The sequence below is a fragment of the Pseudoduganella sp. UC29_106 genome, from assembly GCF_044055365.1.
In the GTDB taxonomy this organism is placed as follows: Bacteria; Pseudomonadota; Gammaproteobacteria; order Burkholderiales; family Burkholderiaceae_D; genus Rugamonas.
This window is the reverse complement of the sequence record NZ_CP171977.1, coordinates 2,779,485-2,794,371: the sequence shown is the minus strand read 5'-3', so window position 1 is coordinate 2,794,371 and position 14,887 is coordinate 2,779,485. Positions and strand designations below refer to the sequence as shown.

At 60.7% G+C, this 14,887-nt stretch carries 14 protein-coding genes and 1 pseudogene; 3 read left to right on the top strand and 12 right to left on the bottom strand.

Annotation, left to right across the window (positions count from 1 at the left end):
* Nucleotides 1-119: 119 nt before the first annotated feature.
* Complete coding sequence (locus ACHMW6_RS14475; RefSeq protein WP_395407787.1) at nt 120-2,183, bottom strand: response regulator; 2,064 nt, start codon at nt 2,181-2,183, stop codon at nt 120-122.
* Nucleotides 2,184-2,526: 343 nt separating this feature from the next.
* Between ACHMW6_RS14475 and ACHMW6_RS14470 the strand changes: the two genes are divergently transcribed.
* Nucleotides 2,527-2,745 (top strand): hypothetical protein, encoded by a 219-nt coding sequence (locus tag ACHMW6_RS14470; protein ID WP_395407786.1) that lies wholly within the window; start codon nt 2,527-2,529, stop codon nt 2,743-2,745.
* A 47-nt stretch (nt 2,746-2,792) separates the two neighbouring features.
* Here ACHMW6_RS14470 and ACHMW6_RS14465 read toward each other — a convergent pair whose 3' ends face one another.
* The 8 genes and pseudogenes from ACHMW6_RS14465 to ACHMW6_RS14430 form a co-directional block, all read right to left on the bottom strand.
* Nucleotides 2,793-3,176, bottom strand: a complete 384-nt coding sequence (locus ACHMW6_RS14465; RefSeq protein WP_395407785.1) for a sensor histidine kinase — start codon at nt 3,174-3,176, stop codon at nt 2,793-2,795.
* Nucleotides 3,091-4,413, bottom strand: a complete 1,323-nt coding sequence (locus ACHMW6_RS14460) for a PucR family transcriptional regulator ligand-binding domain-containing protein (RefSeq protein WP_395407784.1) — start codon at nt 4,411-4,413, stop codon at nt 3,091-3,093. The genes ACHMW6_RS14465 and ACHMW6_RS14460 overlap by 86 nt, the downstream gene beginning before the upstream one ends.
* Before the next feature lie 271 nt (nt 4,414-4,684).
* Entirely contained in the window at nt 4,685-5,038 is a 354-nt protein-coding gene (locus ACHMW6_RS14455) for a hypothetical protein (protein ID WP_395407783.1), read from the bottom strand.
* Between the two features lie 145 nt (nt 5,039-5,183).
* Entirely contained in the window at nt 5,184-5,393 is a 210-nt protein-coding gene (locus ACHMW6_RS14450; RefSeq protein ID WP_395407782.1) for a hypothetical protein, read from the bottom strand.
* Nucleotides 5,394-5,711: 318 nt separating this feature from the next.
* Complete coding sequence (locus ACHMW6_RS14445; RefSeq protein ID WP_395407781.1) at nt 5,712-5,828, bottom strand: DUF2474 domain-containing protein; 117 nt, start codon at nt 5,826-5,828, stop codon at nt 5,712-5,714.
* Nucleotides 5,828-6,835 carry a cytochrome d ubiquinol oxidase subunit II gene (cydB, locus tag ACHMW6_RS14440; RefSeq protein WP_395407780.1) on the bottom strand — a complete coding sequence of 336 codons (1,008 nt, stop codon included), beginning with the start codon at nt 6,833-6,835 and terminating at the stop codon, nt 5,828-5,830. Before cydB ends, ACHMW6_RS14445 begins: the two co-directional genes overlap by 1 nt.
* Nucleotides 6,836-6,837: 2 nt before the next feature.
* A pseudogene (locus ACHMW6_RS14435) lies at nt 6,838-8,261 on the bottom strand (cytochrome ubiquinol oxidase subunit I).
* Nucleotides 8,262-8,343: 82 nt separating this feature from the next.
* Nucleotides 8,344-8,763: a DoxX family protein gene (locus ACHMW6_RS14430; RefSeq protein ID WP_395407779.1), complete on the bottom strand. Its 420-nt coding sequence runs from the start codon at nt 8,761-8,763 to the stop codon at nt 8,344-8,346.
* A gap of 359 nt (nt 8,764-9,122) precedes the next feature.
* On the opposite strand from ACHMW6_RS14430, the gene ACHMW6_RS14425 reads away from it, so the two are divergent.
* Together ACHMW6_RS14425 and ACHMW6_RS14420 are read left to right on the top strand one after the other, a co-directional pair.
* Nucleotides 9,123-9,863 (top strand): NF038132 family protein, encoded by a 741-nt coding sequence (locus tag ACHMW6_RS14425; protein WP_395407778.1) that lies wholly within the window; start codon nt 9,123-9,125, stop codon nt 9,861-9,863.
* An 8-nt stretch (nt 9,864-9,871) separates the two neighbouring features.
* Entirely contained in the window at nt 9,872-10,735 is an 864-nt protein-coding gene (locus tag ACHMW6_RS14420) for a DUF72 domain-containing protein (RefSeq protein ID WP_395407777.1), read from the top strand.
* On the opposite strand, the gene ACHMW6_RS14415 is transcribed toward ACHMW6_RS14420, so the two are convergent.
* From ACHMW6_RS14415 to ACHMW6_RS14405, 3 genes are all read right to left on the bottom strand, one after another.
* Nucleotides 10,718-11,926, bottom strand: coding sequence for a voltage-gated chloride channel family protein (locus ACHMW6_RS14415; RefSeq protein ID WP_395407776.1), 1,209 nt, complete (start codon nt 11,924-11,926; stop codon nt 10,718-10,720). The genes ACHMW6_RS14420 and ACHMW6_RS14415 overlap by 18 nt on opposite strands.
* A 223-nt stretch (nt 11,927-12,149) precedes the next feature.
* Nucleotides 12,150-13,535 carry a multicopper oxidase family protein gene (locus ACHMW6_RS14410; protein ID WP_395407775.1) on the bottom strand — a complete coding sequence of 462 codons (1,386 nt, stop codon included), beginning with the start codon at nt 13,533-13,535 and terminating at the stop codon, nt 12,150-12,152.
* A complete protein-coding gene (locus tag ACHMW6_RS14405) occupies nt 13,532-14,887 on the bottom strand; it encodes a TolC family protein (protein WP_395407774.1) in 1,356 nt (451 codons plus the stop codon). The genes ACHMW6_RS14410 and ACHMW6_RS14405 overlap by 4 nt, the downstream gene beginning before the upstream one ends.

Below are 14,887 nucleotides of genomic sequence, written 5' to 3'. Positions count from 1 at the left end.
CCGGTAGTACCTGACGTGGATGCCACATCGCTTTTCTATAGATGAGAGAACTCAGCCTTTCCAAGTCCGTTGGCGTGCCTAAGCGAATGAGGTAGCGCGCGCTTACGCCTGCCTACGGCTCAGTCATCGGCATTCCTGGCCGTGTTATCCATGACTTGCTCCGCCACTCGCTCCCGCAAGTCTTTCAGTTGCGCCACCATGAAATGGGCGCGCGCCACGACGCTGGCTCCTTCCCCCGGCGCCAGCTGCTCCAGGTCCTCGCATAAATCCGCCATGCTCAAGGCGCCAACACTGCGCGCCGCCGATTTGAGCCGGTGGCCCAATTCACGCACCGCCTGTACTTCGCCGCGTCCCAGCGCGGCCTCCATGTCGCGGATGCCGTCCTGCGAATTCTGCAGGAATTTGATGGCGAATTTGCGCACCTTCTTTGGGTCGCCGCCGAGCAAAGCGGCCAGCACCGCTAAGTCGAGCACGGGCCTGCTGCCGCCAAGCGAAAGGGCGGCCGCCGTCGCTGGTTGCGCCTGCGACGGCCCTGCCAGCTGCGCGCCGCCGGGCAGCCAATTGGCGATAGTCTGGCACATCAGGGCCGGCTGGATTGGCTTCGAAATGAAAGCGTTCATACCTACCGCCAAACAGCGCATTCGAGCTTCGGTCGTGGCGGTCGCCGTCATCGCCAATACCGGCATATTGGCCAGCTGAGGGTTGTTGCGGATGCGGCGGGTGGCTTCCAGTCCGTCCATTTGCGGCATCTGCACGTCCATCAGGACGCAGTCAAAATTGGTGTGGCGGAGCATCTCCAACGCTTCGACGCCATTATTGGCGATGCAAACAGTGGCGCCCACTTCTTCCAGCATCTCCTTGCCGATTTGCTGATTGAAGACATTGTCCTCAACCAGAAGAATGCGGGCTGCCGTCAGCGCCGTCTCCACGGCCGAGGTGTGGCCGCTAGTGAGCAGTCCGGCGGCGGCATCGCAGAGGTGGTTAACGAGCGCAGGCAGAGTCCTGGACGAAACGCCGAGACGGGCCGTGAACCAGAAGGTGCTACCGACACTCTGCTCGCTGCTGACTCCGACTTCACCGCCCATCAGCAGGGCCAATTCCTTGCAGATCGCCAAGCCGAGGCCAGTGCCGCCATATTCTCGCGTGGTCGACGCGTCGGCTTGCTGGAACGAGACAAATAATTTGGCAATCTCCGCCTGGGACAGGCCGATGCCTTGATCGCTCACTTCGAAACGCACCAGGCAGTGGTGAGCGTCGCCAGCCTCCTTGCGCACCCGGATCTCAATCCTGCCTTGCTCGCTGAACTTAATGGCGTTGTTAGTGTAGTTGATGAGCACCTGTCCCAGCCGTAGCGGATCGCCCACCAGCATTGACGGTAACCCGGGGTCGAGTTCGCACACCAGTTCCAGCTCGCGGCTGGCAGCCTTCGACGCCACCACCGTCGTCAGCGTCGTTATGACTTCGTCGAGCGAAAAGTCGACTTGCTGTATTTCCATCTTGCCGGCCTCGATCTTGGAAATATCGAGGATATCGTCGATGATGCCCAGCACGTGCTCGCCGGCGAACCGGATTTTTTCCAGGTAGTCGCGCTGACGGGGGTCAAGTTCGGTCTTTAGCGCCAAATAGGCCATACCAATGACGCAGTTCAGCGGCGTGCGGATCTCGTGACTCATGTTCGACAGGAACTGTCCCTTCGCCAGGCTCGCTGCCTCGGCCTGCTGCTTGGCCTGCTCCAGTTCTTTGTTCTTGGCCTCTAGCTCTTTCTTATGCCGCCTCTCGGCTGTCACGTCGTGGTAAATGGTCACGAAACCGCTTACCGTGCCATCGGCGCCATAGATTGGGCGACCAATGATATTGAGCTGCGCGCCATCTGCCATGGTTCGCGTGAAATTGTGGGGTTCGAACTTCAAGCAAAGTTCCACCCGCGCGGCCACCAGTTCGTCGATGGTGCCTGGCCCATAATCGCCGCGCAACGCAATGAATCGGAACACATCTGCCATGGTGACGCCAGGATGCATCACTTCAACCGGAAATCCCTGTACCTGGCAAAACGCCGGATTCCAAAACCGTATGGTCAAGTCGCGATCAACAATGGTGACGCCGACCGGCATATATTCCAGTGCAGCCGCCAATCTGGGGAAATTCAACCTGATGAACTCTTCGCTTTGAACTGTTGATTTCATAACTCATTCGTCTAGCAGCGACACCGTTAAGCAGCAACGTGCACTGCTGTGGGGACTGAGGTCCCTTACTTACCTAGCAGCGCTTCGCTGGTCATCACAAACCTATTCACGCAAATGCTCGACGCTGAGCAAACGCGGCTGGCCAATACCTATATGATGCCTCATTGGCTTGAATTTATGGCAAGCATCGGCCAACGATGCTAAAAAAATTACGCCCTGATCTCGAACTGCTCTGCCATGTTGACATTTCCGTTCGCTTCAGTCTCGATCAGGAGTCTGCCCTGGGTCAGCAGCTCAACGTGCAATCGATCATGGTCATCTTGTGTATTCCGAGGGATCCTTCATGTACACCCTTTTTTTTGACGATGCACATATCCTCGCTGGCATGCGTGCGTTGGCCAGAGATGCGAAATTGATCGCTGAACCGGCAGCTTCGATTGGTATTGGCGCCTTATTGGCAGGGACCATCAAGGTGAAGCCAGATGAGAAAGTCTGTCTCGTCCTGACAGGCGGAAACTGGGACCTCTGCGACCTTGCGGATGTCTATAAGCTTATCGAGTGAGCGCGTTCGAGCTGTCAGTCGCCACGTCCGCGTCGATCGGCCGGCGCTCAACGCTCCGCCATTGCTGTTAGTGTACGTGTGGGCAGGATGACCGTAAAAGTAGTACCGACCCCAACTTCGCTTGCGACTCGGATATGTCCGCCTAGTACGCCGGTCACAATGTTATGGCAAACATAAAGGCCGAGCCCGGAACTACCTACTCCAAGCTTGGTAGTAAAGAATGGATTAAAGATGCGCGCGAGGTTTTCGGGCGCGATACCAGTGCCATTGTCGCTGATCGTCATCTCAACTAAGCGGTCATCATTTTCCTGTGCGGACACGGTAACAACTCCTGCTTCCCTTCCTTCAAAGCCATGCAGCAAAGCGTTGTTTATCAGCTGGACGACGACCTGTCCGAGTGGCCTCCGGATAGCTATCCAACATGATTCCATCCTGGATGCTCTGAGCCACCATGACGCCTGTCTTGCCAAACGTTGGCATGAGGCTTTGGATAACTTCGGATATCGCATTCTTTAGCGAAAACACACGACGCTGTGAGCTTTTGGGGTCTACGGCAACTTGTTTGAAACTCGTAACCAGATCTGCAGCGCGCTGCAGGTTGCGCAACAAGATGTCGTTAGCAACGTTGAACTCCATCATGTCATGCTCAAGGAGCGAACGTTTGAGACTGCGCCCCTCTGCAACAGTCTTGGATAAGAGCCGCATATGGTCCGCAAGAGTACTAGCGACCATGAGGCAATTTCCGATTGGAGTATTAATTTCGTGAGCAATGCCGGCCACCATGGCCCCCAAAGCCGCTAGTTTCTCCCGGTGGGTCAGTTCTTTCTGGGTGAGATGAAGTGCGCCAATGATTGCGGCATGCTCGGTGGCGCGGATGTCCAGTTCACCAAATGGCATCGTACCTTCGTCGACAAACACGATAGCGACCAGTTCGTCTCGCATTCGAATGGGGCAGCCAAGACGGCACGGCGTTGCAGCTTCAGGCTCAGCGTCAATCAACATGGGATGCATGCTATGTTGCATCCGACGAAGGATGGCTTTTCTGGTGAGCGCCTGCATATAAGCATGCTCATCGCATTGCCGGCTTCTTGCTCCAATCGAGGAGCCCAGCACAAATCCGTCAGGAGTAAGAAAATTGACCGTGCGGCCAAGGAGATTGTCCAAGGCTTTCGCCAGATCATCCAGCGAATTCGCCGCGACAGCAGCGTTGGTCAGCGAGCGGTGAATTTCTTCAGACTTTTCAATGATTTCGCTCTGATGCCGGATGATATTCGCATGAATCTCTTCCGTAATAGCGCTGAATGGTATCTCCCAAGGAAGCTCAAGCAGTGGCAGTCCAACTTCATTGGCGGCACTGACGGAACTCTCAGGGAAGTGATCGAGAAAGTGTGGGACAGCCAGCACAACGCCCGCAAGTTCACGATCCTTGAGGGAGCAAATGAGGCGTTTGCCATCGCCGTCTTCGCGCGGCCAGTTAAAGCCGGTGGACAGCAGCAAATGGCCAGGTTTGACCCAAGCCGCAATTTCCGGATGGTCAACCATGTGAACCCAGCGGACCTCATTGTGCAGGCCCGCATGGCCTGCCACGACTGTGGCATCGCGGAGCACAGTTGTCTGGAGAGCTGTTGAAATATCCATGTTACGCCAACGCACCTCATTCTCGCCCATCGTCACCAGGTCCCGGTACGGGAGTGCCCTCGCCCAATGGGAAGGTCAGTGCCGAGGTAGCCCGGTGGTGGTGCCCTGCCCTGTTCGATCCCCGCGATCGCTTGTATATACTAATAGTAGGCTTAATTCACAGCTGGAGCCAACTACGCGTTTTGCTTGCGCTTGGCTGGTGTGTCAGAGCGTGCGCAGTCGAGATCACGTGGCGGTGCCGCCTATCTCAAGAATTTACCCAGGTAGGTTCATTCAGTTACCGGCTCGTTGCGGCGATGTTCTATGCAGGCCCATATATGCGGGCGATTGCGCTGCTTTGTACCGAGGCGATGATTGAATGAATGTCTTCACTGGTGCAGGCGATCTGTCTTGAATCGCCGGCGATATTTGCAGCCACTTTGTCCAGCACACGATGGGCGACGACATGCAGCATCTCCGCTGGAACGACCTGCCCATCTTCGATTGCGCGTGCAATAGCGGCATTGGCCACAGCCTCCCGCTCATTCCCCCACGGCGCTCGCGCTTCTACCTGCCTTAATTCCTCCAAGGTCATCCTGGTCCGTGGATGACTTCCCGCCGGCGCCTCGCGCAGGCTCCCCAGGCTCACCAGATCAACATCCGAGCGCTTGGCCATAATGGGACTCCTAAGAGATGGTTACTTGATAGTAGTTTTACTTGCTGTTTGGCTATTATTTTGAACTGAAAGTTGAAATTTATCAATACGCGCGAACGCGGCAGAGGTTAGCACCTCGCCGCGCTCCGCCATGGATTGGGGAAAATCACACGACCTTGACGCCGATATCGCCTCTGAAAATTGCCATATTGAGCTGGAAATCGTCGATGACGCCACCAGGACGGCCGTCGACCAGCACGGCAATTTTGCGTCCGCCCTGCACGCGGGTCATCTCTACTTTCGACAGCTCGCGAGCCGGTCCGCTGGATTTGGTTTCGGATTTGAATTCGAGATTAGTGATGGTCAAGGTTTTCATGATGCTCTCCAATGAGTTAAATGAACTGAGCACATCTCTGCGCGCTCAGTCCATTCTAAGCATCCCCCATGCCACCCGGTCACAGGCCCCACTTCCGCGGCCACGCCCCGCGAAAACTGCTCACTCGTGCCGCAAACCTGTTGGTCCGGCCCCAACACCCCCACAGCCCTGTTGGAAATTCGGGGTCAGCTCTGTCATTCGGACACGCGAACCAATTATTTGATTTGGCTCAATACGCAAAAACACGCGTTTTAGCGTATTGATCCCGCTCAAATGGTAGCGCTGACTGTCCGAATGACAGAGCTGACCCCGGATTTTTTAGGAAAGAGTAAGGCCGGCGGCGCGCATGAGGAGGCGCATGAGCAGCGCCACCACGCCTAGCGCGGCGACGCTGGCGGCCCAGATCAGGACCATCCAGCCAAGTCGCTTCCACATCAGTGATACCCCTCGCCCACGCGCACCTTGCCGCGGAATACGTAGTAGGACCAGATCGTGTACATCAGGATGATGGGAATGATGAGCAGCGCGCCGACCATGGCGAAGCCCTGGCTTTGTGGCGGGGCGGCGGCGGCCCAGATCGAGATATTCGGCGGTACGATATTGGGCCAGACGCTGATTCCCAGGCCGCTATAGCCGAGGAAAATCAGCACCAGCGTGTAGACGAAGGGGCCGATCTGATGCCGCCGGGACAGCGCGCGAAGCAGCAGTATGGCGCTCGCCAGCACGAGGATGGGCACCGGCGCGAAGATCAGGATGTTCGGGAAGGTGAACCAGCGCGCGGCGATCCTTTCGTCGATCATCGGCGTCCAGATGCTGATGATGGCGACAGCGGCCAGCATCGCCCACACTAGCAAACGCGTGATCTTGAACGCGCGTGCCTGCAGTTCGCCTTCCGTCTTCATGATCAGCCAGGTGCTGCCCAACAGCGCGTACGCCACCAGCAGGCCGGCGCCGGTGAAGATGGCGAATGGCGACAGCCAGTCCATCGGGCCGCCGCTGAAGTGGCCGTTGGTGATGGAGAAGCCCCGGATGTAGGCGCCCAGCGCCGCGCCCTGGAAGAAGGTCGCGGCGATGGAGCCGAAAATGAAGGCCTTGTCCCAGAAGTGGCGTTCATGGTCCAGCGCCTTGAAGCGAAACTCGAAAGCGACGCCGCGGAAGATCAGGCCGATCAGCATGAAGATCAGCGGCAGGTACAAGGCACTCAGGATAACCGAGTAGGCGAGCGGGAACGCAGCGAGCAGGCCGGCGCCACCGAGCACCAGCCAGGTCTCATTGCCATCCCAGACCGGGGCGACGGTGTTCATAATCACATCGCGTTCATCCTTGTCCTTGAAGAAGGGATACAGGATGCCGATGCCGAGGTCAAAGCCGTCCATGACGATGTACATCATGATGCCGAACAGGATGATCACGGCCCACAGGATGGAAAGATCAATGCCCATGATTACTCCTTGCTTGCGTCGTCACGGTCGGACTTCTTCGCCACCGACAGCGGCCGCGCCGGCGTACGTCCCTGCCCTGGCCCGCCAATTTCGGCTTCCTGGCCTTCGCTGATCAGCGGACCTTTGCGGATCAGGCGGCACAAGTAGGCGATACCCGTGCCGAACACGGCGAAATAGACCACAACAAAGATAACGAGCGTGACGCCCAGCTCTGCGGCGCCATGGCCGGAGACCGCGTCCGCCGTGCGCATCACGTTGTACACGGTCCACGGCTGGCGGCCGATCTCGGTGGTGAACCACCCGGCCAGCAGCGCCACGATGCCCATTGGTCCCATCCACAGCGCGAAGTGCAGGAAGGGTCGGCTGGTTTCCATCCTGCCTCGCCAGCGCAGCCACACGCTGATCAGGCCCAGCAGGATCATCAGCAGGCCCAGTCCCACCATCAGGCGGAAGGACCAGAACACGATCGTCGAATTGGGACGGTCTTCCTTCTTGTATTCCTTCAGGCCGGGGAAGGTGCCGTTCAGCGTGTGGGTCAGGATAACGCTGCCAAGGCGCGGGATCTCGACCTTGAAGCGGGTCTCTTCGCGCTCCATGTCCGGCCAGCCGAACACGATCAGCGGCACGCCCTCGTTGCCTTCGTTCTGCCAATGTCCTTCCATCGCCGCGATCTTGGCCGGCTGGTGCTTCAGCGTGTTCAGGCCATGGAAATCGCCGATCACGGCCTGGATTGGCGCGACGATCACCAGCATCCACATGGCCATCGACAGCATCTTGCGGATCGCGGGATTGTCCTTTTCTTCAGCAGCAGCCAGGCGGCCGAGCCGCCCACCATCAGCGCCGTGGCGAGGAAGGCAGCCACGCTCATATGCGCCAACCGGTACGGGAAGGAAGGATTGAAGATGACTGCGAACCAGTCCACCGGCACGACGCGGCCGCCAATGATTTCATAGCCTTGCGGCGTGTGCATCCAGCTGTTGGATGCCAGAATCCACGTAGCTGAAATCAGCGTTCCCAGAGCCACCATTGCAGTTGCGACGAAGTGCAGCGCGGGCCCAACGCGGTTCCAGCCGAACAGCATCACGCCGAGGAAGCCGGCTTCAAGGAAGAAGGCAGTCAGCACTTCGTAGGCCAGCAATGGCCCCGTAATACCGCCGGCGAAGGCGGAGAAATAACTCCAGTTGGTCCCGAACTGGTAAGCCATCACCAGTCCGGACACGACGCCCATACCAAAATTGACGGCAAATATCTTCAGCCAGAAGTGATAGAGGTCGCGGTAGATCTCCCGTTGGGTCTTGAGCCAGCAGGCTTCGAGCACCATCAGATAGCTCGCCAGGCCGATGGTGATCGCCGGGAAAATAATGTGAAACGAAATCGTGAAGCCGAACTGGATGCGGGCCAGTTCCAGCGCAGTAAAGCCAAGCATGTAGCTCTCCGTTAAGGGATGGAGACGACCGCTGATTCTACCGAGATAAGGAAAAGCTGCAGAATCTTACCAGGGGACTGTATCAGTTCCACTTCCCTGCCACACCGCCGGCGCTGTAACGTCCTGCGCCCAACAGCGCCACGGCGATTGCGGAGCCCAGGTACATGCCCTGCAGTTCGAGCGCCCAGCCACCGGTCTTGCCCATGCTGAATAGATCGCCCATGTGCACCAGCACGATGGCGACCAGCATATTGATGACGATGACCAGGGCCGCTGCGCGCGTCCAGAAGCCGATCAGCACCAGCAGTGGCGCCAGCACTTCGCCAACATAGACGAAGTAGCCGAGTGCTTCCGGCAAGCCATGCTTGGCCATCATGCCGGTGATCATGCCGATGCCGCCAGTAAGTTTTGAAATGCCGTGGAACAGGATCAGGATGGCCAGCACGGCCCGCAATACGAGCTTGCCTGCATCTTCGGTGGATGGTGTGACGTTGGTGTTCATGATTCTCCTCTTTTTGACAGGTTTCATCAGAACTTCAGCCATAACTCTACGCTAGTTTCAAGATTGACCCCACATTTATGGAACTTTCCGCCGCAGCTTGGACTAATTCACACCGTCCGCGTCGCGGCGGCGCGAACAAGTATATGCGGCGCCGCCGCGCCGTCGGTCACGATCCTCCCCAGCGCTGAGCTATCAGGATCGCGCGCACGATTGACGCAGCCTTTCGCCAGACCATCCTCCCGAGTACAGAATAACGCTGCCTTCGACACGGAAGGCTGCGTTCAACAACAATTCGGGGTATTAACATGCAAATAAAAAGCATTGCACTAGGTACTGGATTGCTAGCATCAGCGTTGTTCATGACCGAGTCCGTCGCCGGCACTTTCGATGCGGGCATTCCAGCCGGCTGGACTTGCACCGGGAATTGCGGGACCTTGGGTGCGAACGGTGTCGTACCGCTGTCGCCCGGCGGCGGCGCGAAGTATGGGTGGGTGGCGACCACCGACAGCACGGCCAACGTCAGCCTGCCTGGCGTAGGCGGCGTGGGCGAAGGAACCACTGGTTCGACCCTGCGTTCGAACTCCTTCACCGCGGAAGCCGGAGCGATGCTGGACTTCCGCTTCAACTACACCACGTCCGACGGCGCAGGCTACGCCGACTATGCGTGGGCACGCCTGCTGGATGGCGGCAATAAGGAAGTCGCCCTGCTCTTCACGGCGCGCACCAGCGACAATGGCAACGCCGTTCCCGGCTTCGCAATGCCGGCCCCCATCGCCACCCTTACTCCATCGACTGTGGCGATCAAGGACGGCGATACCAACTGGTTGCCGCTGGGCCCCAATGCCGACGAGTGCTTCGATGTCGGTTGCGGCACCACAGGCTGGGTGCAATCGAAATATACGATCGCCGGCGGCGGCACTTACCGTCTCGAATTCGGCGTGACTAACTGGGACGATGAGGACTACCAGTCCGGTCTTGCCTTCGACGCTATCCGCCTCGATGGCAACCCACTGCCGGTGCCTGAACCGGCAAGCTACGCCATGCTGCTGGCCGGCATGACCATCCTCGGCGCAGCCGCCAAACGACGCCGGCGCCGATAAGGAGGGATATGGGCCAGATCCGGATCGGCATTTCAGGCTGGCGCTATGCCGGCTGGCGTGGAGTGTTCTATCCGGAGGATCTGGCCCAGGCGCGCGAGCTCGCGTTCGCGTCGAGCGTGCTGCCGACCATTGAAATCAACGGCTCCTTCTATTCCCTGCTGCGTCCGCAAAATTATCAGGACTGGTACGACGCCACTCCGCCCGGCTTTGTGTTCGCCCACAAGGGCAACCGCTTCATCACCCATATCAAGCGCCTGCGCGATCCCGGGAAGCCGCTCGCCAACGTATTCGCTTCCGGCGTGCTGCTGCTGCGAGAGAAGCTGGGACCTTTTCTGTGGCAGTTCCCGCCCAATTTCAAGTTCAACGCCGACCTGGTAGAACACTTTTTCAGCCTACTGCCGCACGATACGGAAAAGGCGCTGGACATGGCGCGCGGCTACGAAGCGCGCATGAACGGACGCGCCGCGCTGGAGATCGATCGCAAGCGCTCCATGCGCCACGCGATGGAAATCCGCAACGACACCTTCAACGATCCGGACTTCGTGAAGCTGCTGCGCAAATACGATGTGGCGCTGGTCGTCGCGGATACGGCCGGCAAGTGGCCGGACTTTGAGGATGTGACCGCGGACTTCATGTACCTGCGCCTGCACGGCCAGGAACAGCTCTACGCCAGCGGTTACACCGATGCAGCGCTGAGGCACTGGGCGAAGCGCATCGATGCCTGGGCCGTCGGCGGGCAGGTGGACGATGCACGCCTGATCGTGGCAGGCCCACCGCCGAAGCGCGCCGGCCGCGATGTCTACTGCTACTTCGATAACGACATCAAGGTGCACGCGCCCTTCGACGCACACAAGCTAGCGGGGCTGGTGTAGCTGGGCGCGATAAATGCCGGTGTGGCCGGAAAAGAGATACGCCACCACACAGCCCAGCGCTGCGTATGGCCCGACTTCGGGTCCGAACAGCTCGATCGCCATCACGGTCGACGCCAGCGGCGTGTTGGCCGCGCCCGCAAACACGGCCACGAAACCAATCCCGGCCAGCATGGCGAACGGCAGATGCAGCAGCGGCGCCAGCGCATTGCCCAGCGTCGCACCGATATAGAACAGAGGGGTGACTTCGCCGCCCTTGAAGCCTGTGCCCAGCGAGACCACGGTGAACACGAACTTGCCCGCCCAGTCCCACACCGGCAACGGGTGCTGGAAGGCTTCCATGATCACGGGAATGCCGAGGCCGATGTAGCGCTGGCCTATCCAATACACCGCGCACGCGACCACGATGCCGCCGGCGACGGATCGCAGCGGCGCGTAAGCGATATGGCGCTTGACCAGCGCTGTCAGGCCGTGCGTGGCGGTCGCGAACAGGCGGCCGATCACGCCGAAGGCCATGCCGGCGGCGATCACGGCCAGCAGCGTCCATACGCCGACGGGCGGCAACGCGCCGATGGCGTAATGCGTGTGGTGCACGCCCCAGGCTGCCGTGACCTGGTCGGCAACGATGGCGGAGATCATGCAGGGCAGGATGGCGTCGTAGCGCATCCGTCCCACGACCAGGACTTCGAGACCGAAGATGGCGCCGGCCAGCGGCGTGCCGAACACGGAGGCGAAACCGGCGCTGATGCCGGCCATCAGCAGGATGCTGCGGTCTTCGCGTTTCAGGCGGAAGACATGGGTCAGTTGGTCGGCCAGTCCGCCGCCCATTTGCACGGCCGTGCCTTCGCGGCCGACCGAGGCGCCGAACAGGTGGGATACCACGGTGCTGATGAAGATCAGCGGCGCCAGGCGCAGGGGCACGACATTGCGCGGATCGTGGATCTCGTCGATCAGCAGGTTGTTTCCGGCTTCAACGTCACGGCCGATGTGGAGGTAGATCCAGCCGACCACGAAGCCGGCAACCGGCAGCAGCCAGATGATCCAGGGGTTTTGTTCGCGCCAGGTGGTGACGAGGTCCAGCGAGACGAGGAACAAGGCGGACGCGCTGCCGGCCAGGGCGGCGACCAGTGCCGCGATTACGCACCATTTGCCGACATAGGGCAGCAAAGCGATTTGTTCGGGGTATTTTTTCATGGGCGGCAGACAATATAGCACGCCGGTCCGCCGCCCGGATGCGCAGCCGGCCCCGAATGCGCCGCGGGCCCGCACACACGGCGGATCAATGATCCGCCCTACGCGCCCCGGGCCAAGCCACGCCGCGGTGCGCGAACGGGCGGGGACGCGTCGGTGACGGTTGCGTTGCCGCGAGGCGTAGGGCGGATCATTGATCCGCCGTGCCTGCGCCGCCCGCGGCCCGTCAATGGTGATGGTCGTGCGGCTTCTTTACCTCGAGCGGCGGCGCGTCGGCCTTGGTGGCGGGCTGCCTCGGCGCGTTCGGCATATTCGGCGCGTTGGTCACCGGCGGCGCCTCGCCCGTCCACTCATACGCCGTGGTGCCCTTGGGCGCCTGATACCAGCCCGGATCGCGATAATCGCCCCGCTTCTGGTTCTCGCGAACTTTGAGCGTGGTGAACATGCCGCCCATCTCGATGTCGCCGTGCGGCCCCGTGCCCGTCATCATGGGCAGCGTGTTCTCCGGCAGCTCCATCTCCATGCCTCCCATCGATCCGCCGTTCTCGCCCATGGACATATATCCCGGCACGATATTCAGGATCTTCTCCGCCAGCCCATCCTGGCTGACGCCGATCATGTTCGGCACACTATGGCCCATGGCGTTCATCGTGTGGTGAGACTTGTGGCAGTGGAAAGCCCAGTCGCCCGGATTGTCCGCAATGAACTCGATTGCGCGCATCTGGCCCACGGCGATATCGGTCGTGACTTCCGGCCAGCGTGCGGTGGGCGGCACCCAGCCGCCATCCGTACCGGTAACCTCGAAGCGGTGGCCATGCAGGTGGATCGGGTGGTTGGTCATCGTCAGGTTGCCGACGCGGACGCGCACGCGGTCGTTCTTGCGCACCACCATGGGGTCGATGCCTGGGAAGGCGCGGCTGTTGAAGGTCCACAGGTTAAAGTCCAGCATCGTGTTCGTCTTCGGCATCGAGCTGCCAGGCTCGATATCGTAGGCGTTCAGCAGGAAGCAGAAGTCGCGGTCCACCGCGTGCTGGCGGTAATCCTTCGGATGCGTGACCCAGAAGCCCATCATGCCCATCGCCATCTGCACCATTTCGTCGGCGTGCGGGTGGTACATGAAAGTGCCGGCGTGTTTGGCCACGAATTCGTAGACGAAGGTCTTGCCAGGCTCGATACCCGGCTGGGACAGGCCCGTTACGCCGTCCATGCCGCTCGGCAGGATCTGGCCGTGCCAGTGGATGCTGGTCATCTCAGGCAGCTTGTTGGTGACGAAAATGCGCACGCGGTCGCCCTCCACCACTTCGATGGTCGGTCCGGGGCTCTGGCCGTTGTAGCCCCACAGCTTGGCCACCATGCCCGGCGCGATTTCGCGCAGCACCGGCTCGGCCACGAGGTGGAATTCCTTGACGCCGTCTTTCATGCGCCACGGCAGACTCCAGCCATTCAGCGTGACCACGGGGTTGAAGGGGCGGCCGTTCGGCGGCAGCGGCGGCGGCGTGGTGGCGGCGCTCGATTGCACGGGCGCTTCCGGCAGGCTGGCTGCGCCGGCGCGGCTGACCATGCCGGCGCCCAGCATGGCGGCTCCGGCGAGGAAGGATCGACGGTTACTCATTTTTGTTTCCCTCCCAGGGCAGCATCGAGATTGGTGTCCGCGATCCAGAATTCCTGCAGCGCGGTGATGTAGTTATGGACGGCGGTTGTCTGTTCGCGCGCTTCGGCCAGCAGCTCGAATACGCTCATCAGCATGCCGTTGTAGCGCAGCAGCGTCTCCTGCGAGATCTGCTGGCGCAGCGGGATCACATTGTCCTGGTAGTGACGCGCCAGCTCGTAGGAAGTCTTGTAGTCCTCATAGCTTTCGCGCGCCTCGCTGCGCGCGTTGGTCGCGATTTCAGCCAGGCGGTTCACCGACTGCATATAGGTCGCTTCGGCGCGCGCCACCTTGGCGCCGCCCCAGTCGAACAGAGGAACTTCAATCGTCAGCTCATAGCCGCGCATGCGCGTGCCCCCGTCGGACTCGCTCACGCCGCCCAGGTCCAGCACATTGATGAAGCGCGTGGCCTTGTTCAGGCCCAGGGTGCGGGCGGTGTGTTCGGTATCCAGCCTTGCGGCCTGGATATCCAGGCGCTCGCGCACTGCCTGCTCCTCCACGTCCTGCAACTCGCGCGGGGCGGCCGGCAGGTCGGGCAGGCGCTCAGGCAGCTTGTAGCCGGCATCCGCGCCGCTCAGGCCCATCAGGCGCGTCAGCTTTTCGCGCGCAGCGTTGGATTGCTTGCGGGCGCGGCGCACTTCGGCCAGCGCTTCGGCGTTGAAGGCTTGCTCGCGCGCCGCATCCAGCTTGCTCCAGTTGCCGCCTTTTTGCATGCGGGACGCCAGTTCGGCGCTGGCGGCAGCTGCGCTTTGCACCTGGTTGGAGGCACCCAGTGCCTGGCTCGCGCCGACAGCCTCGTAATAAGTGCGCGCCGTTTCCTGCGCCACGCGGATCGCTTCAGCGCTGACCTGCAGCTTGGCCTGCTCGAAGCGCTGCGCTTCGATGCGGCTGGACAGCGGCATGGTGATCAGGTTCAGCAGGTTGAAGGTCAGCGTGCGCTCGATGGCGACTTCGCCGTCGCCGTGGGTGCGCTTGAAACTGAAGCCGGGGTTCTGCATGCGGCCGGCCTGCACCAGGTCCGCTTCGGCAATGCCCAGGTCCCAGTAGGTGGCTTGCAGGCCGCGGTTGTTCAGCAGTGCGATCTGCACCGCCGTCTGGGCGGACAGGGGCTCGGCGAGCAGCTGGCGCACTTCGCCTTCGAGGGCGCGGCGGTCGTCGTCGTTGCGCGCCATGCGCGCCTCCGCGCCGCTGCGGGCTTTCGTGGCCTGGGCGACGGCGCCAAAGCCGCCGTCATTGGAAAAGGTGGCGCAGCCGCTAAGCAGCAGAGCCACGGCGGCTGCGGCGGACGGCCGCAACCAGCGCTGATGGTCGATCAT

Coding starts and splice junctions, on each gene's coding strand:
- ACHMW6_RS14475 (WP_395407787.1), bottom strand. CDS start 2,183: ATGAAATCAACAGTTCAAAGCGAAGAGTTCATCAGGTTGAATTTCCCC.
- ACHMW6_RS14470 (WP_395407786.1), top strand. CDS start 2,527: ATGTACACCCTTTTTTTTGACGATGCACATATCCTCGCTGGCATGCGT.
- ACHMW6_RS14465 (WP_395407785.1), bottom strand. CDS start 3,176: ATGGAATCATGTTGGATAGCTATCCGGAGGCCACTCGGACAGGTCGTC.
- ACHMW6_RS14460 (WP_395407784.1), bottom strand. CDS start 4,413: ATGGGCGAGAATGAGGTGCGTTGGCGTAACATGGATATTTCAACAGCT.
- ACHMW6_RS14455 (WP_395407783.1), bottom strand. CDS start 5,038: ATGGCCAAGCGCTCGGATGTTGATCTGGTGAGCCTGGGGAGCCTGCGC.
- ACHMW6_RS14450 (WP_395407782.1), bottom strand. CDS start 5,393: ATGAAAACCTTGACCATCACTAATCTCGAATTCAAATCCGAAACCAAA.
- ACHMW6_RS14445 (WP_395407781.1), bottom strand. CDS start 5,828: ATGTGGAAGCGACTTGGCTGGATGGTCCTGATCTGGGCCGCCAGCGTC.
- cydB (WP_395407780.1), bottom strand. CDS start 6,835: ATGGGCATTGATCTTTCCATCCTGTGGGCCGTGATCATCCTGTTCGGC.
- ACHMW6_RS14430 (WP_395407779.1), bottom strand. CDS start 8,763: ATGAACACCAACGTCACACCATCCACCGAAGATGCAGGCAAGCTCGTA.
- ACHMW6_RS14425 (WP_395407778.1), top strand. CDS start 9,123: ATGACCGAGTCCGTCGCCGGCACTTTCGATGCGGGCATTCCAGCCGGC.
- ACHMW6_RS14420 (WP_395407777.1), top strand. CDS start 9,872: ATGGGCCAGATCCGGATCGGCATTTCAGGCTGGCGCTATGCCGGCTGG.
- ACHMW6_RS14415 (WP_395407776.1), bottom strand. CDS start 11,926: ATGAAAAAATACCCCGAACAAATCGCTTTGCTGCCCTATGTCGGCAAA.
- ACHMW6_RS14410 (WP_395407775.1), bottom strand. CDS start 13,535: ATGAGTAACCGTCGATCCTTCCTCGCCGGAGCCGCCATGCTGGGCGCC.
- ACHMW6_RS14405 (WP_395407774.1), bottom strand. CDS start 14,887: ATGATCGACCATCAGCGCTGGTTGCGGCCGTCCGCCGCAGCCGCCGTG.